Here is a 19,192-nt window from a genome sequence, read left to right as displayed (position 1 = left end):
CCCAGAACGTTCAACGCAGAACTCAGGAGGACGCGTGAAGGTCGACAGCATTCTCGCCACGATCGGCAACACCCCGCACGTCAAGCTCAGCCGCCTCTTCGGCGACCGGGTCGACGTGTGGCTCAAGCTCGAGCGGGCCAACCCGGGCGGCTCCATCAAGGACCGCATCGGCCTGGCCATGATCGAGGCCGCGGAGGCCGACGGCCGGCTCACGCCGGGCGGCGAGATCGTCGAGCCGACGTCGGGCAACACCGGGATCGGCCTGGCCATGGCCGCCGCCGTCAAGGGTTACCCACTGACCCTGGTGATGCCGGAGTCGATGTCGATCGAGCGTCGCCGGCTCATGGCCGCCTACGGCGCCACCTTCGAGCTGACGCCCAAGGAGCTCGGCATGAAGGGCGCGATCGCCAAGGCCGAGGAGCTCGTGGCCGAGCGCGACGGCGCCTGGATGCCGCAGCAGTTCGAGAACCCCGCGAACATCGACGTGCACAAGCGCACCACCGCGCAGGAGATCATCGCCGACTTCGAGGACGGCATCGACTACCTCATCACCGGCGTCGGCACCGGCGGCCACATCACGGGTGTCTCCGAGACGCTCAAGGAGCAGTTCCCGGCGATGCAGACCTTCGCGGTCGAGCCCGCCAAGAGCCCCGTGATCTCCGGCGGTCAGGGCGGCCCGCACAAGCTCCAGGGCATCGGTGCCGGCTTCGTGCCGACCAACCTGCACACCGACACCCTCGACGGCGTGATCCAGGTCAGCGAGGAGGACGCGTTCGGCTACGCCCAGCGCATCGCGCGCACCGAGGGCATCTTCGTCGGGCCGTCGTCGGGTGCCTCTCTCGCCGCGGTCGCCAGCAAGCTGCCCGACCTGCCCGACGGCGCCACCGTGCTCGCGTTCTGCTACGACACCGGTGAGCGCTACCTCTCGGTCGAGGGTCTCTTCGACGCCTGAGCCGCGCTCGCCGATGTCTGCTGCTGTCCGCCGGGTGCCGGTCATCGCCCTGACCGGCCACCTGGGCGCCGGCAAGACGACGGTGCTGAACCGTCTGCTGCGCACCCCGGGGGCACGGCTCGGCGTGGTCGTCAACGACTTCGGCTCGATCAACGTCGACGCCGGGCTGGTCAGCGGCCAGATCGACCAGGTCGGCTCGATCGCGGGTGGGTGCGTGTGCTGCCTGGAGGACGTCGGTGAGCTCGACGCCGCCTTCGACAAGCTGGCCCGCCCCGAACTGCGTCTCGATGCGATCGTGGTGGAGGCCAGCGGCTTCGCCGAGCCGGGTCCGCTGGCTCGGCTGATCCACTACAGCGAGGCGGCGGTGCGACCGGCCGGCCTGGTCGACGTCGTCGACGCGGTCGAGCACTTCGAGACCGTCGACACCGGCGGTCACCCGGCGGTGCGGTTCGCCGTCGCGACGCTGGTGGTGCTCAACAAGTGCGACCTCGTGTCGTCCGAGCGATTGGAGCGGATCGAGCAGCGCATCCGCGAGGTGAACCCCAGCGTGCAGATCGTGCGCACCTCGCACGGCGCCGTCGACCCGGCGCTGCTGCTCGACGTCGCCTCGCACGAGGATCCGCCGGACCAACTGCCCATCGGCGCACTGCTGCGCCAAGTGGCCGAGGAGGCCAGCGAGCACGGCCACGAGCACCGGCATGCCCGCTCGGTGAGTGTGAGCGCCGACGGGCCCACCGACCCGGGTGCGTTGCTCGACCTGCTCGACGATCCGCCGGCGGGCGCCTACCGCATGAAGGGCGTCGTCCGGATCTCGTCTGGGCGCGCGATGCGGGCTTACGCCGTGCATGTCGTGGGTGGTCGGGTCGACGTGCTGCCCGCCGCGCACCCGACGGACGGCGCGGGCCACCTCGTCGCGATCGGCCTCGACCTCGATGAGAGCGAGGCGCTGCAGCGGATCACGGCCGCGCTGGCTCCGGTCGAGCGGCCGGACCTCGAGGGGCTGAAGCGGTGGCGGCGTCGGGAGCGGCTCAGCCGGTAGCGGCGTCGACGGACCGCAGACCTCGACCACGCGGATCGGCAACTGATCCCCATGACGCAGACGCGACCGCGAGCGTGAACCCCCACGTGCCCGTCTTCGTCGACGACGTGCAAGCGGCCTACGAAGCCGGTAGGCGTCCGGTCGATGACGTGGCGGACGGGTCGAGGGGCTTCTCAGACGTTGAAGCGGAACTCCACCACGTCGCCATCCGCCATCACGTAGTCCTTGCCCTCCATGCGCACCTTGCCGGCCTCCTTGGCCTTCTGCATGGAGCCGGCGGCGACCAACTCGTCGAAGCCGACGATCTCGGCCTTGATGAAGCCGCGCTGGAAGTCGGTGTGGATGACGCCCGCGGCCTCGGGGGCGGTGTCACCCTTGCGGATCGTCCAGGCCCGGGTCTCCTTGGGGCCGGCAGTCAGGTAGGTCTGCAGGCCGAGGGTGTCGAAGCCGACGCGGGCGAGCTTGTCGAGGCCGGGCTCGGTGACGCCCATCTCGGCGAGCATCTCGCGGGCCTCCTCGTCGTCGTCGAGCTCGACGAGCTCGGACTCGAACTTGGCGTCGAGGAAGATCGCCTCGGCCGGTGCGACGAGGTCGCGCATCTGCTGTTGCAGTGCCTCGTCGGCGAGCTCGTCGGCGTCGCAGTTGAAGACGTAGATGAACGGCTTGGTGGTGAGCAGCGACAGCTCGCGCAGCAGCGAGAGGTCGACGTCGGTGGCGATGAGGCGGTCGCCGGCCTCGAGGTGACCCAGCGCCTCCTTGGCGGCGGCGACGACCGGGGCCAGCTCCTTCTTGCCCTTGGCCTCCTTCTCCAGCCGCGGAATCGCCTTCTCGACGGTCTGCAGGTCGGCGAGCACGAGCTCGGTGGAGATGGTGTCGATGTCGGAGGCCGGGTTGACCTCGCCGTCGACGTGGGTGACGTCCTCGTCGCGGAACACGCGGGTGACCTGGCAGATCGCCGCCGACTCGCGGATGTGGGAGAGGAACTTGTTGCCCAGGCCCTCACCCTCCGAGGCGCCGCGCACGATGCCGGCGATGTCGACGAACTCGACCGTCGCGGGCAGGATCTTCGCCGATCCGAAGAGCTCGGCGAGCACCGGCAGCCGCTCGTCGGGCACGCCCACGACGCCCACGTTCGGCTCGATGGTGGCGAACGGGTAGTTCGCCGCGAGCACGTCGTTCTTGGTCAGGGCGTTGAAGAGGGTCGACTTGCCCGCGTTGGGGAGTCCGACGATGCCGATGGTGAGTGCCACGGGCCGCGAGTCTAGGTCGCCGTCCGCCGGGCCTCCCAATCACGCGTGACCGCTCGCGCCGGCCAGCCGACCCCTGTCACGCGGCGTCGCGCATGTAACGCGGTGTTGCGTGGACTCGTCACGCGATATAGCGCGTGCCCAGCCGTCGTAACACCGCGTTACAAGGGGCGGGCGGACCGCGTCAGTGCGAGGCGAGCTGACCGGTGAGCCGCTCGTGCCGCTCGGCACTGGCGTCGTTGAGGCCGACGATCTCGACGCTCTTGCCGTACCGCTCGTACTTGGTGGCGATGGCGTCGAGCGAGGCGACGGTGGAGGCGTCCCACACGTGGGAGTCGGTGAGGTCGATGACGACGCGGTCGGGGTCGTCGGCGTACTCGAACTGGGTGTAGAGGTCGTTGCTCGAGGCGAAGAACAGCTCCCCGGTGACGCGGTAGACGGCGGTCGCGCCGCCGGTGGTGTCCTCGACCAGCTCGCGGTGGGTCTCGGTGAGGTGCGCGACGCGACGGGCGAAGAGGGTCATGGCGGTCAGCACGCCCACCACCACGCCGATCGCGAGGTTGTGCGTCAGCACGGTGACCACGACGGTCGCGAGCATGACCGTGGTCTCCGACTTCGGCATCCGCCGCAGCGTCGAGAGCCGGATCGAGTGCCAGTCGAAGGTACCGACCGAGACCATGATCATCACGGCCACCAGCGCGGCCATCGGGATCAGCGCGACGATGTCGCCGAAGCCGACCACCAGGATCAGCAGGAAGGTGCCGGCCAGGAAGGTCGAGAGCCGGGTGCGGGCGTGCGAGGCGCGCACGTTGATCATCGTCTGACCGATCATCGCGCACCCGCCCATGCCGCCGAAGAAGCCGGTGATGAGGTTGGCCGCACCCTGGCCCCACGCCTCCCGGGTCTTGTCGGAGTGGGTGTCGGTGATGTCGTCGACGAGCTTCGCGGTGAGCAGCGACTCGAGGATGCCGACGAGCGCCATCGCCAGCGCGTACGGCGCGATGATGCGCAGCGTCTCGGTCGTGAACGGGACGTCGGGCACGAACCACGCCGGCAGGCTGTCGGGCAGCTGCCCCTCGTCGCCGACGTCGGGCACGTTCACGCCGGCCAGCAGCACGAACGCCGTCAGCGCCACGATCGCCACGAGCGGCGCCGGGATCACGCTGTTGATGCGCGGGAAGCCCACGATCACCGCCACGCCGACGGCGATCATCGGGTACACCGCCCACGGCACGTCGACCATGTGGTCGATCTGCGCGCTGAAGATGAGGATCGCCAGCGCGTTGACGAACCCGACCATCACCGAGCGCGGGATGAACCGCATCAGCCGGGCCACGCCGGCCAGCGCGAGCACGACCTGGATGAGCCCGCCCAGGATGACCGTGGCGATGAGGTAGTCGTAGCCGTGGTCGCGCATGACCGGCGCCACCACGAGGGCCACCGCTCCGGTCGCGGCCGAGATCATCGCCGGCCGACCACCGAGGAACGAGATGGCGACTGCCATCGTGAACGACGCGAACAGCCCTACCTGCGGGTCGACGCCGGCGATGATCGAGAAGGAGATCGCCTCGGGGATGAGCGCGAGGGCCACCACGAGGCCGGCGAGCACCTCGGTGCGCAGCAGGCGGGGCGAGCGCAGGGCATCGCGGACAGTGGGCTGGGCAGACATGCGGGACTCCGTTCGCGGCCGGCAGGCGCTCGGTCGTGGACTGGTCGGGCGATGGATCGGGGAGAAGTTCTGGCAGGCTCGGCTCCGTCGCCGGAGGCCCTGAGACGAGGCTAACCTTCCGTTGCGTCAGGGTTGGCATCGTCGGCGACGTGAGAGAGGACACCATGGGCACGAGCGAGCACCCGGGCGCCGAGCCTCCTTTCATGCACATCGGCGAGGTCGCTGCGCGCACGGAGCTCTCGCTGCGCAGCCTGCGGCATTGGGAGGAGGTCGGCCTGCTGCAGCCGTCCGGGCGCACCGAAGGCGGTTTCCGGCTCTACAGCGACGACGACGTCGACCGCATCCTGGTCATCCGACGCATGAAGCCGCTGGGCTTCACCCTCGAGCAGATGCGCGCGGTCATGGACGACATCGGCGTGCTCGCCCACCCTGCCTCCAGCCCGGACGACGACAGCGCCGCCCGAGGTCGGCTCGCCGACGTCCAGCGCGAGGCCGAGGAGCGACGAGCGCGCCTGGAGCGTCAGGTCGGCATGGCCGACGAGTTCCTGGGGCTGCTGGCCGAGCGGCTCGCCGACGGCGCGTAGGTTCGCCCTCGTGCGACTGGCTACCTGGAACGTCAACTCCCTGCGCTCGCGCGTCGACCGCGTCGAGGCCTTCGTCGACCGGCACGAGATCGACGTCCTGGCCCTCCAGGAGACCAAGGGCCGCCCCGACCAACTGCCGCTGATGGGGCTCGAGGCGCGCGGCTACGAGGTCGCCGCGCTGGGCGTCAACCAGTGGAACGGGGTCGCGATCTGCTCCCGCGTCGGGCTCGACGACGTGCAGGAGGGCTTCACCGGCATGCCCGGTTTCGGCGACCCGGTCGCACCGGAGTCGCGGGCGCTCGGCGCGGTCTGCGGCGGCGTGCGGGTGTGGAGTCTCTACGTGCCCAACGGGCGCAAGGTCGACGACCCGCACTACGTCTACAAGCTCGAGTGGCTCGCCCGCCTGCGTCAGAGCGCCGGGTCGTGGCTGGGCGAAGACGCCGCCCTGGTCGGCGACTGGAACATCGCCCCCCTCGACACCGACGTGTTCGACATCAAGGCGTTCGCGAAGGACACCCACGTCACCCCGCCCGAGCGCGCCGCGTTCAACGCCTTCGTCGAGGACGGGTGGTCCGACGTCGTGCGCCCGCACCAGCCGGCGCACGACACGTACACCTACTGGGACTACTACCGCCAGCGGTTCGAGCGCAACCGCGGCATGCGCATCGACTTCGTGCTCGGCTCGCCCTCCCTGGCCCGCCGGGTCTCCGGCGCCTTCGTCGACAAGGACGAGCGCGACCCCGCCCAGGGCACCGGCTCGCCGTCCGACCACGCGCCCGTGGTCGTCGACCTGGCTTAAGGCTCGCTCGACCCGATCAGGTTGTCGGTGGTCGCGGCCATGATGCGCAGGCATGGACGCATCGACCTTTCTGGCCGCCCTGGTGCTCGTGCTCGTGGTGCTCGCTGCCGGTCTGGCGCTGGGCGCCGTGTTGGGTGTGCAGTGGGCCCGGCGGCACCCTGGGCACACCGACCTTTCCCCCGAGACCGTCGAGGTGAAGGAGGGGCTGGAGCGGCTGCACGACCACCTGCGCGACCTCGAGCACGCTCGCGCCACGTGGCAGGGCCAACTGCACCAGCAGGTGGCCGACATGCGGCACAGCACCGAACTGCTCGGCCGCGAGACCCGCTCGCTGTCGACGGCCCTGCGCAAGCCGCAGGTACGCGGCCGGTGGGGTGAGCTGCACCTGCGCCGCGCCGTCGAGCTGGCCGGGCTCGTCGACCGCTGCGACTTCCACGAGCAGGTGCGTCTCGACGACGGCGCGCGTCGGCCGGACCTCGTCGTGCACCTCGTGGGCGGGCGCGAGGTGGTGGTCGACGCCAAGGTGCCGCTCGACGCCTACCTCGACGCCGTGACCGCCGACGACGACACCGCGCAAGCCGAGCACCTGGCTCGGCACGCGCGGCAGGTGCGCAGCCACGTCGACCAGCTCTCCGCGAAGTCGTACTGGCGATCACTGCCGCACACGCCCGAGTTCGTCGTGCTCTTCGTGCCGGCCGAATCGTTCCTCGCAGCGGCTCTCGCCGCCGACCCGGGTCTGCTCGAGCACGCCGCCGAGCGAGGGGTCGTGCTCGCCTCGCCCACGACGCTCATCGCGCTGCTGCGCACCGTCGCCCAGGGCTGGCAGCACGAGGCGGTGGCCGACCAGGCTCGCGAGATCCACCGACTCGGACGCGACCTGCACCACCGCCTCGGCACGCTCGCCCGGCACTTCGACGGCCTCGGCCGCTCCCTCAACGGCGCCGTCTCCTCCTACAACCAGGCGATGGGCTCTTTGGAGTCGCGGGTGCTGGTGGCCGCCCGGCGCTTCGGCGACCTCTCGGTGACCGACGACGACCTCGAGCGCCCGCGCACGGTCGAGCTGCGCGCCGTCGACCGGCGCGCCGCGGACGACAGCGACACCGACGCGCCTACCGTGAGGTCGAGATGAGCCAGACGCACGCGGGTCGCACCCCGGCGCTGCCGCAGGAGGCGGCGCCGTCGTTGGTCGTGCTCGCGCTCGCCCTGCTGCTCACCGCCGTCGCCGCCGACGGCCTGCTCTCCCCGGGCCTCGGCCGAGTGCTCGACGTCGGCTTCCTGCTCACGTGCCTGGCCGTCGGGCTGCTGGTGCGTCACGGCGACTTCTTCGTCGCCGGCGTGCTGCCGCCCCTGGCGCTCACCGGGGTGCTCACCCTGGTCGCCCTGACCTCACCCGGTGTCCTCGCCGGCGGCGACACCGGATGGCTCGGCTCGACCTTCGCCGGCCTGGCCCACCACAGCACCGCGCTCGTGCTGGGCTGGGTCACCGCCCTGGTCACGCTGCTGATGCGCGACCAGCTCGACAGCTGAGCACCGCAATGTCTCGGATCACTCGAACCGCGAGGGATCCCCGGCCCCGAGCCGCAGCACCTCGGGCACGTCGCCGCTGAAGTCGACCACGGTCGTCGGCTCAGCAGGGGTCTCGCCGCACTCGAGCACGAGGTCGACCTGGTGGTCGAGCTCCTCCTTGATCTCCCAACCCTGCGTGCGGGGCTCGCTCTCACCGGGCAGGATCAGCGAGCTCGACAGCAACGGCTCGCCCAGCTCGGCCAGGAGCGCCGAGACCAGCGGGTGCTCGGGGATGCGCACACCCACGGTGCGCTTCTTCGGGTGCAGCAACCGGCGCGGCACCTCCGGCGTGCCGGGCAGGATGAACGTGTAGGGCCCCGGTGTGGCCGCCCGGATCGCCCGGAAGGCCGCGTTGTCGACGTGCACCAGTTGCCCCAGCTGACCGAAGTCGGCGCAGACCAGCGTGAAGTGGTGCCGCTCGTCGAGGCCGCGGATCCGCAGGATCCGGTCACGACCGTCCCGGTTGCCGACCCGGCAGCCGAGGGCGTACCCCGAGTCCGTCGGGTAGGCGATGAGCGCGTCGTCGTCGCGCACCGCCGCGACGACCTGGGCAACCCGCCGGGGCTGGGGGTCGTCGGGGTGCAGATCCACGTACCTGGCCACGAGACCATGATCCCACCGGCTTCTTCACCCCTCCACCACGCGTGACCCCGACAACATCCGAGCACGACCTTCGGCGAACCTCCCACGCCACTCCTGTCACAGCCGATACGATCCGCTGCACACGGACACGGGGGTGCACGCGTGAGAGCACGGAGGTCCCTTCTGGCCTCGACCGCGACGACCGTCTGCCTGACAGCGGCGTTCGCGGGAGCTGTGGGCACCCCGGCCATCGAGGCCGCAGCGGCTACCGCACCCACCGGAACGCTGGTACTCCCCGACGACGACACCACGCTGCCCGCCCTTCGCTCCTCCACGCCCGCCAGCGGCGTCGTCGAGCTCGCCGTGCCCGACGGCGTCAAGCCCGAACGGGTCACCGCGAAGGTCCGCCTCGTGCACCCGGCCCCGAACTCCCAGCGTGGCAAGGTCACCCTGACCCTCAACGGCTCCCCCGTCGCGACCCGCCAGGCCATCGACGGCAGCAGTATCGGCACCAAGCTCACCCGCGCCGACGTCGGCCGGCAGGGCACGGTGCGCCTCGGCGTCACCTACACCGGCCCGGACCTCACGAAGGGCTGCCCCACGGTGCTGCCGGTCGGAGCCCGGCTCACCGACGTCACGTTGACCTACGCCGGCAAGGAGACCGCCCCGACCTCTGCCTCGGACTTCCTGCCCGCCTCTGCGCCGCGCATCGACGTCGTCGTGCTCCGCAAGGCCGGGGACGACGAGATCGCTGCGGCGCTGAACGCGGTGGCGAGCCTGAGCGCGGCCTACCCGGACACCACGGTCTCCATGGAGGACGCGAACCAGGTGCTGCCGCGCGTCGGCGCCGGGCAGCGGGTGGTGCGCATCGTGTCCGGCGACTCCTTCTCGACCGACGTCTCCGAGCGTTTCGGCCTGTACACGCTCACCCTGACCGGTAGCGGTGACGAGCTCGTCAACGCGGCCTCCGCCCTCGGCTCGCCCCAGCTGGCCGTCGCCGAGAACGACGAGCTCCCCCAAGTGCCCGCCGCCTCGGGGCCGGCATCCGACACCGAGCAGAGCCTCTCCGACCTCGGCCTGCGCCAGGTCAGCCTCTCGGGCTGGGGCCTGAACAGCGTCGACCTGCCGGTCACCCAGGACGTCTTCGGCGGCAACCTCTCCGGTCTCTCGCTGCACTTGGTCGGCACGCACACCGCCGTGCCGTCAGGCGGCCAGGCCCAGCTCGACGTGCGGGTCAACGGTCTGCTCGTGGGCTCCGCCGATCTGACCGGAGACGACCCCTCGGTCGACCTCGACGCCGACGTCCCCGCCTCCAAGCTCCGGCCCGTCAACGACGTCCAGATCGAGCTCACCGGCATCCCCAACGACCGCGGCTGCCTGCCCGGCGGGGCCGCGGTACCGCTCCAGGTCGATCTCGACGGCAGCCAGTCCACGCTCACCGGCACCCTGGGCCGCGGCGACACCTCGGGCTTCGCGGTGCTGCCGCAGGCCTTCGCGGGTACGTTGCCCGTGGCCGTACGGGGCGACGGCACGGTGCGCACCGCGTACGCGATCGAGGCGGGCCGGCTCATCACCGCCCTCCAGCACGCCGCGAGTGACCGGCTCGACGTGAAGCTGGTCAGCCCGGAGGATCTGCTCGCCGGCGACCAGGCCGGACTGCTGGTCGGCGCCAGCTACGAGGACTCCCTGGCCCTCCAGGCGCCGCTGCGCCTCGACGGCGGCAAGCTCGCCGACCTGGCCGGCTCGAAGCTCCGGGTGAAGGCCGATACACCCTTCGCCACGCTGGAGGCCGTGCGCCAGAACGGCCGCGACATCGTGATGCTCGGCAGTTGGGCGCCCGACGACGCGAACACACCGCTGCCGCTCGTGCGCAAGGTCGTCGGCCGCGTGCTCGACCTCGGTTGGTCCGACCTCGACGACGACCTGCTCATCGCGAGCCCCGGCAGTAAGCCGACCACGCTCGACAGCGGCGTCTCCGCCTCGGCCGGGTCGAGTGGCAACGGCGACGGGCCCGAGGCCTCGGCCGCCACGACCAACAAGTACGCCGTGTGGCTCATCGGCGGCGCGGGAGTCCTCCTGCTGGCCCTGCTGTTGCAGCTCAGCATCGCGATCCGCAAGGACCGTAGGGTCCGCACCCTGGCCGCCTCCGGCCACGACGCGCCGTCCGCGCCCGGGCCGGACCCGGTCGACCCGCGCGACTAGGCCCGCTGGACCTACTGGACCTACTAAGCCTGCTGCGCGGCCTTGAGGTCACGGCGCAGCTCCTTGGGGAGCGCGAAGATGAGCGACTCCTCGGCGCTGTGCACCGCCTCGGCGTCGGGGTAGCCGCGCTCGGCCAGCAGCGTGAGCACGCCCTGCACCAGCGCCTCGGGGACACTCGCGCCCGAGGTCACCGACACGGTGCGGACGCCGTCGAGCCAGGCGTCGTCGATCTCGCTGGCGTCGTCGACGCGGTAGGCGGCACCGGCACCGGCCTCGAGGGCGACCTCGACCAGACGCACGGAGTTCGAGGAGTTGCCCGACCCGACGACGATGACGAGGTCGGAGCGGCCGGCGATCTCCTTCACCGCGAGCTGGCGGTTCTGGGTGGCATAGCAGATGTCGTCGCTCGGCGGGTCGAGCAGCTGCGGGAATCGCTCGCGGATCGCGGCCACGGTCTCGAGCGTCTCGTCGACCGACAACGTGGTCTGCGAGAGCCACGCGACCTTGGCGGGGTCGCGGACGACGATGTGCTCGACGTCGGCGGGCCCCTCGACGAGCTGGATGTGCTCGGGTGCCTCGCCGGCCGTGCCCTCCACCTCCTCGTGACCCGCGTGGCCGATGAGCAAGATGTCGTAGTCGTCGTTCGCGAACCGCTTCGCCTCGTGGTGCACCTTGGTGACCAGCGGGCAGGTGGCGTCGATGGTCTTGAGGTCGCGCTCGGCGGCCTCTCGGTGCACCTCGGGGCTCACTCCGTGTGCCGAGAACACGACGGTGGCGCCGGTCGGCACCTCCTCGATCTCCTCGACGAACACCGCGCCACGAGCCTCGAGATCGGAGACGACGTGCTTGTTGTGCACGATCTGCTTGCGCACGTAGACGGGGGCGCCGTACAGGTCGAGCGCCTGCTCGACGGTGACGACGGCCCGGTCGACGCCCGCGCAGTAGCCGCGTGGCGCGGCCAGCAGGACGGCGCGCTCGGCCTCGTCCGGGGTCAGGACCGGGGGCATGCCCACGTCAGTGCTCATGGCCGCCATCGTACGGGCGTCGGCGGGCTGATCTAACCTCGCGCCATGGGCCTGGAGACCTCGCCGCAGACGCCGGCACCGGTGCGCCAGATCGCCAGCGCCATCTCGGGTTGGGTCGACCGCCTCGGAGCGGTATGGGTCGAGGGGCAGGTCGCGCAGGTCAACCGGCGTCCGGGCGTGGGCACGGTGTTCATGACACTGCGCGACACCGTGGCCGACATCTCGGTCACGCTCACCTGTCAACGCACGCTCTTCGACTCCCTCAACCCGCCGCTGGTCGAGGGCGCCAGCGTGGTCGTGCACGCCAAGCCGTCCTACTACGCCAACCGCGGCACCATGTCGCTGTTCGCCCGCGAGATCCGCATGGTCGGCCTCGGCGAGCTGCTCGCCCGCCTCGAGCAGCGCCGTCAACTGCTCGCCGCCGAGGGCCTCTTCGACCCCGCCCGCAAGCGCGACCTCCCCTTCCTGCCCGAACGCGTCGGCTTGGTCACCGCCCCGAACAGCGCGGCCGAGCGCGACGTGCTCGAGAACGCTCGCCGCCGCTGGCCGGCCGTCACGTTCGAGGTGGTGCACGCCGCGATGCAGGGCACCCGGTGCGCCGGCGAGGTGATGGAGGCGCTCGAACGGCTCGAGCGCAACGCCGCCGTCGACGTCATCGTCGTCGCCCGCGGCGGTGGGTCGATCGAGGACCTGCTGCCGTTCTCCGACGAGGGCCTGGTGCGGGTGGTGCACCGCCTCGCCACACCGGTGGTCTCCGCCATCGGCCACGAGCAGGACTCCCCCCTGCTCGATCTCGTCGCCGACGTGCGCGCCTCCACCCCCACCGACGCCGCGAAGATCGTCGTGCCCGACGTCGCCGAGGAGCTGGCCGGCGTCACCTGGGCCCGCGACCGGCTGCGCACCCTGGCCGCCCAGCTCGTGGAGCGCGAGCAGCACCGGCTCGACATGCTGCGATCGCGTCCGGCGCTGGCCGACCCGCGTTCCCTCGTCGACGACCGTCTCGACGAGCTCGACCGGCTGCGCGAGCGTGCCCGCCGCAGTCTCGGACACCGGCTCGACCGCGCCGCCGACGAGATCGACCACGTGCGCTCCCGGGCCCGAGCCCTCTCCCCCCTCCAGACGCTGCGCCGCGGCTACGCGGTGCTCCAGCGCGACGACGGGCACGTCGTCACCTCGATCACCGAGGTCGAGCGCGGCGCCGCCGTGAGCATCCGGGTCGCCGACGGCCGCATCGACGCCACCACCACCACCGACTCCAGCCCCGACTCCAGCCCCGACGAGGAGCAACCATGACCGACACCGACCTGGGCTACGAGCAGGCCCGCGAGCAGCTCGTCGAGGTGGTCCGCCAGCTGGAGGCGGGCGGCACCACCTTGGAGGAGTCCTTGGCCCTCTGGGAACGGGGCGAGCACCTCGCGGAGCTCTGCCAGCGCTTCCTCGACGGCGCACGCGAGCGGCTCGACGCCGTCCTCGAGTCCGGCGACGAGTCCAGCGGTCAGTCAGGCGGCCAGTCAGGCGGCGAGGAGTAGCTACTTCGTCGTGAGCGCGCCGACCAGAGTGGCGAGGTCGTCGCTCGACGCGGACCCGTACACCAGCGTCACCTCGGTCCGGCCCGTGCGCTTGCCCGTGAGCTTCGCGGTGCGCACATAGGCCCGGTCACCGCCGGTGTCGGTGTAGGTCTGCCAGGTCGTCGTCGTGCCGTCGTGGTCGGTGAGCTCGACCGGCGCGCCCTGCGTGGGGTTCTCGTCGACGTAGGTGCGCAGCACCTTGGCGAGCGGCGCGTGACCGTCGTAGAGACCGGCGAAGGTGCCGCTGTCGGTGAGCAGGGCCAAGGTGAACTCCGACTTTGCCGGGTCGTAGGCGACATCGTTGATCTGCCAGCCCGACGGGATCGTCGGCGGGAACGTCACGCCCAGGTCGCTCTCCTCGAGACCGGCGACCACCGAGGCGTACTCCGCGGGCGGGGTGCCGTCGAACTCGGCGGTGGTGCGAAACGCTCCAAGTCCCCACGCCACCACCACCACCGCCGCCACCAGCACCAGCATGGAGCTCACCAGGCCCGCCGCGGACCGCTGATAGCGGCCGGGCTTCTCGGGCGGTGCGGTGGGACTGCTGGTCTGACTCACGGACCCATCCTCCCTCACCACCCGATGCCGACACCTATCCTGGCCCCGTGCCCGACCTCGTCGGGGGGCTGGCCCTGCTGGCCCTCCTCATCGCCGCGTGGCGAGGGCCCCGGGCCAGCGTCGAGGCGGTCGTGGCCGTCGCCGCCTCAGCGGCGGTGCTCGGGGTGGGCCTGATCGACCCGGCCACCGCCTTCGAGGCCGTTGACCGGCTCGCGCCGGTGCTGGTGTTCCTGGCGGCGGTGCTCGTCGTTGCCGAGGTGTGCGCCCGAGCCGGCGTCTTCGAGGCGGCCGCGACGCTGCTGCGTGGTGGCAGCGGGCCACGGTTGTTGCTGAGCACGCTGCTCCTGGCGGCGGTGGTGACCGCGGTGCTGAGTCTGGACGCCACCGTCGTGCTGGTGACCCCGGTCGTGGTGGCGGCCGCAGTGGCACGCGGCGCCCGCCCGGGTCCGGTGGCCTGGGCGTGCCTGCGCATGGCCAACAGCGCGTCGCTGCTGCTCCCGGTCTCGAACCTCACCAACCTGCTCGCCGCCCGCAGCCTCGACCTCACCTTCCTCGGCTTCGCGCGGGCGATGGCTCCGGTCTGGCTGGTCGTCGTGGCGGCCGAGTGGGCGATCATGCGTCTGCAGTTGCGCGCCGACCTGGTCGCTCCACCCGACACCGCCGCGCCACGGTCTGTGCGGACGGCACCGCCGGGCGGCGTGGTGGCCGTGCCCGTCGCGACCGTCATCGTGATGCTCGTACTCTTCGCCGCCCTCTCACCGCTGGGTGTCGCGCCCGCCTGGGTGGCCGCGCCGGCCGCCGTCGGACTGGCGGCCTGGGCTGCCACCCGCGGGCTGCTCCGCCCGGTGGAGGCAGCCCACGCCACCCAGCCCTCGTTCGTCTTGTTCGTGTTCGGCCTCGGCGTCGTCGTCGCTGCGCTGGTCGACGGGGGTCTGGGCACCGCGGTGGAGCGACTGCTGCCGTCATCCACGGGCCTGCTCGGTCTGCTCGTCGTGGCGGCCGTCGCGACAGCGCTGGCGAACCTGGTCACCAACCTCTCGGCGACGTTGTTGTTGGTGCCCCTCGTGGCTCCGCTGGGCACGGACGCCGTGCTCGCGGCGCTGGTGGGGCTCGGTGCGGGGGCCGGACTCACCTACTCGGGCAGCCTGGCCAACCTGCTGTGGCGCCGCGGGCTGAGCCGGGGCCTGCGCCCCGGAACCGAGCCGCCGGACGTCGCCCGACTGACACGCTTCCACGCACTCTCCTTGGTCTCCACGCCCGTGGTGGTCGTGGTCGGCGTGATCACGCTGCACGTCACCTGATCCGCACATGCGGCCATCTTCTTGAACGGCGACCGCAGATGCGGCATGGTTCACCCGTGACCTCACCCGCGTACGCCTACTCCGTCGCGGAGGCAGCCGAACTGCTGGGCGTCAGTGACGACACCATGCGGCGCTGGTGTGAGGCCGGGAGGGTGCCGACTCGCCGCGATGCGGGTCGCACCGTCGTCGACGGCGCCGATCTCGCCGAGCTCGCCGTCTCACTGGCCGATGTTCCCGACCCGGGCCGGTCGGCCTCGGTCAGTGCCCGCAACCGCATGTTGGGCCTGGTGACCCGCGTACGCAAGGACACCGTGATGGCCCAGGTCGACATGGTCTGCGGCCCCTACCGACTCGTCTCGCTGATGTCCGCCGAGGCCGCCGACGACCTCCGGCTCGCGCCGGGCGCCCGCGTCGTCGCTTCCGTCAAGTCCACCAACGTCATCGTGGAGCTCCCGTGAACCCCTTGCCCCGTCTCCCCCGTCTCTCTCGTGTCATCGGCCTGCTGGCCGCCGTGACCCTGGTCGCCCCCGTGGCCGCCTGCGGATCCGACAGCGACGACTCACCGTCGTCCGATGCCTCGAGCAGCGGTGCCTCCAGCGACGGCACCACCATCACCGTGTTGGCGGCGGCCTCGCTCACGGAGTCGTTCGGCGAGCTCGCCAAGACCTTCGAGGGCGCCCACCCCGGCGTCACCGTCAAACTGGCCTTCGATTCCTCGGCCACGCTGGCCCAGCAGGCGGTCGAGGGCGCACCCGCCGACGTGCTCGCCACCGCCGACACCCGCACCATGGACGATGCGAAGTCGGCCGTCACCGACGCACCGGAGATCTTCGCGACCAACCAACTGGTCATGGTCACCCCCGCCGACAACCCGGCTGGCATCACGAGCTTCGACGACATCGAGAACGGGGACGTCACCTACGTCGCCTGCGTCGAGACCGCGCCCTGCGGTGACATCTGGGCGACACTGGCGAAGAAGGACGACGTCACCTCACAGCCGGCCAGCCTCGAGGTCGACGTGAAGTCGGTGCTGGCCAAGGTCACCAGCGACGAGGCCGACGCGGGATTCGTCTACTCCACCGATGCCGTCGCCGCCGGCGACGACGTCAAGGAGTTCCCGGTGCCGGGTTCGGACGACGAGATCACCTCCTATCCCATCGCTGTGCTGCAACAGTCCGACCACTCCGACCTGGCCCGGGAGTTCGTCGACCTCGTGACCTCGAAGCAGGGCCGCAGCGTGCTGGAGAAGGCGGGCTTCGGCGCCCCGTGAGCGGCACCCGCCCCAGCGCCCCGGGGGCCGGCCGGGCACCACTGGTACTCGTGCTCCCGGGCGCGATCGCGGCGGTCTTGCTGGTGCTGCCCCTGATCACACTGGTCGCCACCACCCCGTGGCGAGACCTGCCCGACCAGCTCGGCTCCACGGTCGTCCACCAGGCGCTGTGGCTCTCCTTAGAGACCTCGCTGCTCACCGTGGCGCTGTGCGCGGTGCTCGGCACCCCGTTGGCCTGGCTGCTGGCCCGGGTGGAGTTCCCGGGCCGGTCCCTGCTGCGTGCCGCGGTGGCCGTGCCACTGGTGCTGCCACCCGTGGTGGCCGGTGTCGCACTCCTCAGCGCGCTCGGCCGATCGGGAGTGCTCGGCCGGCCGCTCCTGGACGGGTTCGGCCTCACCCTCCCCTACACCACGCCCGCGGTCGTGATCGCCCACACGTTCGTGGCGATGCCGTTCTTCGTGCTCTCGGTCGAGGGGGCGCTGCGCACCGCGGGCGAGCGGTTCGACGTCGTGGCCGCGACGCTCGGCGCGACCCGGTGGACCACGTTCCGCCGCGTCACGCTGCCGCTCGCGCTGCCAGGACTCGTCGCCGGCGGCGTGCTGGCGTGGGCTCGCAGCCTCGGCGAGTTCGGCGCCACCATCACCTTCGCCGGAAACTACCCCGGAACCACCCAGACCATGCCCTCCCTCATCTACACCGAGCTGCAAGCCGACCGGGGGGCGGCACAGAGCCTCAGCATGATCCTGCTGGCCGTCTCGATCCTCGTGCTGGCCGCACTGCGGCAGCGGTGGCTGAGGCCGCTGTGACGTCCAGAGCGCTCGAAGCCCCCGGGCTGGATGCCCGACTGCACGTGCCCGACCGGCTGGACGCCTCGCTCACGGCCGCTGCGGGCGACGTCGTGGCCGTCATCGGCCCCAACGGTGCCGGCAAGTCGACGCTGCTGGGAGCTCTTGCAGGCATCGTGCCCGCGATCGGCTCGGTGGAGGTGGGAGGGCGCTCCTGGACCGATCCCGTCGTACCCGTGCGAGACCGTGGGGTCGGGCTCGTCTTCCAGGACCAGTCGCTGTTCCCGCACCTCTGCGCCCGAGAGAACGTCGCGTTCGGTCTGCGTACCCGCGGCGTCCCGCGCGCCGAGGCCCGCGCCCGCGCCGACCAATGGCTCGACCGGCTCGGCGTCGGCGAGCTCGCGTCTCGTCGTCCTGACCAGTTGTCGGGCGGCCAGGCCCAACGGGTTGCCATCGCGCGGGCACTGGCCCCCGAGCCGGCACTGTTGCTGCTCGACGAGCCCTTCGCGGGCCTCGACGTCGGGGTGGCCACGTCGCTGCGGCTCGAGCTCGCCCGCCACCTGGCGGCCTTCGACGGCGTCGCGGTACTCGTGACGCACGACGCACTCGACGCCCTCACGCTGGCCGACCGGGTGGTCGTCCTCGAAGACGGAGAGGTGGTGCAGGACGGCACCCCGGCCGACGTCGCGGCTCGACCACGCACCGCCCACGTCGCGAGGCTGGTGGGGCTCAACGTGGTCACTCAGGGCGGGCAGCTGCGCGCCTTCTCCCCCGTCGCGGTGACGGTGTCGCCGGGGCGCCCCCACGGTTCGGCTCGCAACTGCTGGCACGCCGAGGTAGCGGGGGTCGCCCCGCACGGCGAGGCCTTGCGGGTGCTCGCCCGTGCCGATGACGGGCCCGAGCTGATCGCGGACGTGACACCGGCGTCCGCGATCGAGCTGGGCCTCGCGCCCGGGCAACCGGTCTGGATGAGCGTGAAGGAGACGTCAGTGGACACCTATACGATGCGCCCATGAGCGACCTTGGCGAGCTGTCCGTCGAACCGCAGGCCCCCGATCGCAACCTGGCCCTCGAGCTGGTCCGGGTCACCGAGGCAGCCGCCATGGCGGCCGGGCGCTGGGTCGGCCGAGGCGACAAGAACGGCGCCGACGGCGTGGCCGTGAACGCGATGCGCGTGTTGATCTCCACCATCGGCATGCAGGGCACCGTGGTCATCGGCGAGGGCGAGAAGGACAACGCCCCCATGCTCTTCAACGGCGAGGAGGTCGGCGACGGCACCGGCCCCGAGTGCGATGTCGCCGTCGACCCGATCGACGGCACCACGCTCGCCGCCAAGGGCATGACCAACGCCGTCTCGGTGCTCGCGGTCTCCCCGCGCGGCTCGATGTACGACCCCTCGGCCGTGTTCTACATGGAGAAGCTCGTCACCGGCCCCGAGGCGGCCGACGTCGTCGACATCCGCGCCTCGGTCGCCGAGAACGTCGAGGCCGTGGCCAAGGCGAAGGGCAAGCGCCCCGAGGACGTCAAGGTCGTGCTGCTCGACCGCCCCCGCCACGAGGGCCTGGTCGAGGAGATCCGTGGCACCGGCGCGATGATCAAGTTCATCTCCGACGGCGACGTCGCCGGCGCCATCATGGCCGCCCGCCCCGAGACCGGCATCGACCTGCTGCTCGGCATCGGCGGAACCCCCGAGGGCATCATCACCGCCTGCGCCATGAAGTGCATGGGCGGTGTGATCCAGGGTCGCCTCTGGCCCACCGACGACGCCGAGCGCCAGAAGGCCATCGATGCCGGCCTCGACCTCGACGCCGTGCTCGGCACCGACGACCTCGTCACCGGCGACGACTGCTTCTTCGTGGCCACCGGCATCACCGACGGCGAGTTGCTCGAGGGCGTGCGCTACAGCGCCAACACCGTCAGCACGCACTCGCTGGTCATGCGTTCACGCAGCGGCACGATCCGCTCGATCCGCTCCCAGCACCAGCTCTCCAAGCTGCGCGCCTACTCCGCGATCGACTTCGACCACTGAGCCTGGATTCGGGTAG

The 19,192-nt window shown here is 71.4% G+C and carries 20 protein-coding genes; 15 read left to right on the top strand and 5 right to left on the bottom strand.

What is annotated here, in order from left to right:
- The first annotated feature begins 34 nt into the window (after positions 1-34).
- Complete coding sequence (gene cysK / locus ISG29_RS18155; protein WP_194504869.1) at positions 35-952, top strand: cysteine synthase A; 918 nt, start codon at positions 35-37, stop codon at positions 950-952.
- 13 nt (positions 953-965) lie between these two features.
- Positions 966-1,991 carry a CobW family GTP-binding protein gene (locus ISG29_RS18150; RefSeq protein ID WP_194504868.1) on the top strand — a complete coding sequence of 342 codons (1,026 nt, stop codon included), beginning with the start codon at positions 966-968 and terminating at the stop codon, positions 1,989-1,991.
- 173 nt (positions 1,992-2,164) lie between these two features.
- Here ISG29_RS18150 and ychF read toward each other — a convergent pair whose 3' ends face one another.
- Positions 2,165-3,241 carry a redox-regulated ATPase YchF gene (gene ychF, locus ISG29_RS18145; RefSeq protein ID WP_194504867.1) on the bottom strand — a complete coding sequence of 359 codons (1,077 nt, stop codon included), beginning with the start codon at positions 3,239-3,241 and terminating at the stop codon, positions 2,165-2,167.
- Positions 3,242-3,422: 181 nt separating this feature from the next.
- Complete coding sequence (locus tag ISG29_RS18140) at positions 3,423-4,907, bottom strand: SulP family inorganic anion transporter (protein ID WP_194504866.1); 1,485 nt, start codon at positions 4,905-4,907, stop codon at positions 3,423-3,425.
- Between the two features lie 149 nt (positions 4,908-5,056).
- On the opposite strand from ISG29_RS18140, the gene ISG29_RS18135 reads away from it, so the two are divergent.
- The 4 genes from ISG29_RS18135 to ISG29_RS18120 are packed head-to-tail and all read left to right on the top strand — an operon-like array spanning position 5,057 to position 7,817.
- Positions 5,057-5,491, top strand: a complete 435-nt coding sequence (locus ISG29_RS18135; protein ID WP_207793316.1) for a MerR family transcriptional regulator — start codon at positions 5,057-5,059, stop codon at positions 5,489-5,491.
- 10 nt (positions 5,492-5,501) lie between these two features.
- On the top strand, positions 5,502-6,290 hold the full coding sequence (locus ISG29_RS18130) for an exodeoxyribonuclease III (RefSeq protein ID WP_194504865.1): 789 nt from the start codon (positions 5,502-5,504) through the stop codon (positions 6,288-6,290).
- Positions 6,291-6,342: 52 nt separating this feature from the next.
- Complete coding sequence (locus ISG29_RS18125; RefSeq protein WP_194504864.1) at positions 6,343-7,419, top strand: DNA recombination protein RmuC; 1,077 nt, start codon at positions 6,343-6,345, stop codon at positions 7,417-7,419.
- Positions 7,416-7,817, top strand: coding sequence for a DUF6542 domain-containing protein (locus ISG29_RS18120; RefSeq protein WP_194504863.1), 402 nt, complete (start codon positions 7,416-7,418; stop codon positions 7,815-7,817). The genes ISG29_RS18125 and ISG29_RS18120 overlap by 4 nt, the downstream gene beginning before the upstream one ends.
- Before the next feature lie 18 nt (positions 7,818-7,835).
- On the opposite strand, the gene ISG29_RS18115 is transcribed toward ISG29_RS18120, so the two are convergent.
- On the bottom strand, positions 7,836-8,459 hold the full coding sequence (locus tag ISG29_RS18115; protein ID WP_194504862.1) for an L-threonylcarbamoyladenylate synthase: 624 nt from the start codon (positions 8,457-8,459) through the stop codon (positions 7,836-7,838).
- 141 nt (positions 8,460-8,600) lie between these two features.
- Here ISG29_RS18115 and ISG29_RS18110 point away from each other — a divergent pair, with 141 nt between their 5' ends.
- A complete protein-coding gene (locus ISG29_RS18110; RefSeq protein ID WP_194504861.1) occupies positions 8,601-10,640 on the top strand; it encodes a cellulose biosynthesis cyclic di-GMP-binding regulatory protein BcsB in 2,040 nt (679 codons plus the stop codon).
- A gap of 23 nt (positions 10,641-10,663) precedes the next feature.
- On the opposite strand, the gene ISG29_RS18105 is transcribed toward ISG29_RS18110, so the two are convergent.
- Positions 10,664-11,665 (bottom strand): 4-hydroxy-3-methylbut-2-enyl diphosphate reductase, encoded by a 1,002-nt coding sequence (locus ISG29_RS18105; protein ID WP_194504860.1) that lies wholly within the window; start codon positions 11,663-11,665, stop codon positions 10,664-10,666.
- Positions 11,666-11,710: 45 nt separating this feature from the next.
- Between ISG29_RS18105 and xseA the strand changes: the two genes are divergently transcribed.
- Complete coding sequence (gene xseA / locus ISG29_RS18100; protein ID WP_194504859.1) at positions 11,711-12,958, top strand: exodeoxyribonuclease VII large subunit; 1,248 nt, start codon at positions 11,711-11,713, stop codon at positions 12,956-12,958.
- The gene (locus ISG29_RS18095) at positions 12,955-13,194 is read left to right on the top strand and encodes an exodeoxyribonuclease VII small subunit (RefSeq protein WP_194504858.1); all 240 of its coding nucleotides are present in this window, start codon (positions 12,955-12,957) and stop codon (positions 13,192-13,194) included. The genes xseA and ISG29_RS18095 overlap by 4 nt, the downstream gene beginning before the upstream one ends.
- Here the strand turns inward: ISG29_RS18095 and ISG29_RS18090 are convergent, their stop codons facing one another.
- Entirely contained in the window at positions 13,195-13,791 is a 597-nt protein-coding gene (locus ISG29_RS18090) for a DUF4245 family protein (RefSeq protein WP_194504857.1), read from the bottom strand.
- 47 nt (positions 13,792-13,838) lie between these two features.
- On the opposite strand from ISG29_RS18090, the gene ISG29_RS18085 reads away from it, so the two are divergent.
- Genes ISG29_RS18085 through glpX form a run of 6 tightly spaced genes read left to right on the top strand, consistent with a single transcriptional unit; the run spans position 13,839 to position 19,176 of the window.
- A complete protein-coding gene (locus ISG29_RS18085) occupies positions 13,839-15,092 on the top strand; it encodes an SLC13 family permease (RefSeq protein ID WP_194504856.1) in 1,254 nt (417 codons plus the stop codon).
- A gap of 56 nt (positions 15,093-15,148) precedes the next feature.
- Positions 15,149-15,550 carry a TOBE domain-containing protein gene (locus ISG29_RS18080; RefSeq protein WP_328829756.1) on the top strand — a complete coding sequence of 134 codons (402 nt, stop codon included), beginning with the start codon at positions 15,149-15,151 and terminating at the stop codon, positions 15,548-15,550.
- Positions 15,547-16,362 carry a molybdate ABC transporter substrate-binding protein gene (modA, locus tag ISG29_RS20540; protein ID WP_207793315.1) on the top strand — a complete coding sequence of 272 codons (816 nt, stop codon included), beginning with the start codon at positions 15,547-15,549 and terminating at the stop codon, positions 16,360-16,362. Before ISG29_RS18080 ends, modA begins: the two co-directional genes overlap by 4 nt.
- Positions 16,359-17,168, top strand: a complete 810-nt coding sequence (modB, locus tag ISG29_RS18075; protein WP_328829752.1) for a molybdate ABC transporter permease subunit — start codon at positions 16,359-16,361, stop codon at positions 17,166-17,168. Before modA ends, modB begins: the two co-directional genes overlap by 4 nt.
- Positions 17,165-18,163 (top strand): ABC transporter ATP-binding protein, encoded by a 999-nt coding sequence (locus ISG29_RS18070; RefSeq protein ID WP_194504854.1) that lies wholly within the window; start codon positions 17,165-17,167, stop codon positions 18,161-18,163. The genes modB and ISG29_RS18070 overlap by 4 nt, the downstream gene beginning before the upstream one ends.
- Entirely contained in the window at positions 18,160-19,176 is a 1,017-nt protein-coding gene (glpX, locus tag ISG29_RS18065; RefSeq protein WP_194504853.1) for a class II fructose-bisphosphatase, read from the top strand. The genes ISG29_RS18070 and glpX overlap by 4 nt, the downstream gene beginning before the upstream one ends.
- The last annotated feature ends 16 nt before the right edge of the window (positions 19,177-19,192 follow it).

It is taken from the genome of Nocardioides acrostichi (genome assembly GCF_015319165.1).
In the GTDB taxonomy this organism is placed as follows: domain Bacteria; phylum Actinomycetota; class Actinomycetes; order Propionibacteriales; family Nocardioidaceae; genus Nocardioides; species Nocardioides acrostichi.
The sequence above is the reverse complement of the archived record's forward strand: the minus strand, read 5'-3'. Positions and strand labels throughout refer to the sequence as shown.

What these genes read in the sequence shown, in the direction of transcription:
- ISG29_RS18150 (WP_194504868.1), top strand. Translation starts at nt 966, where the DNA reads ATGTCTGCTGCTGTCCGCCGGGTGCCGGTCATCGCCCTGACCGGCCAC.
- ISG29_RS18140 (WP_194504866.1), bottom strand. Translation starts at nt 4,907, where the DNA reads ATGTCTGCCCAGCCCACTGTCCGCGATGCCCTGCGCTCGCCCCGCCTG.
- ISG29_RS18125 (WP_194504864.1), top strand. Translation starts at nt 6,343, where the DNA reads ATGGACGCATCGACCTTTCTGGCCGCCCTGGTGCTCGTGCTCGTGGTG.
- ISG29_RS18120 (WP_194504863.1), top strand. Translation starts at nt 7,416, where the DNA reads ATGAGCCAGACGCACGCGGGTCGCACCCCGGCGCTGCCGCAGGAGGCG.
- ISG29_RS18105 (WP_194504860.1), bottom strand. Translation starts at nt 11,665, where the DNA reads ATGAGCACTGACGTGGGCATGCCCCCGGTCCTGACCCCGGACGAGGCC.
- xseA (WP_194504859.1), top strand. Translation starts at nt 11,711, where the DNA reads ATGGGCCTGGAGACCTCGCCGCAGACGCCGGCACCGGTGCGCCAGATC.
- ISG29_RS18095 (WP_194504858.1), top strand. Translation starts at nt 12,955, where the DNA reads ATGACCGACACCGACCTGGGCTACGAGCAGGCCCGCGAGCAGCTCGTC.
- glpX (WP_194504853.1), top strand. Translation starts at nt 18,160, where the DNA reads ATGAGCGACCTTGGCGAGCTGTCCGTCGAACCGCAGGCCCCCGATCGC.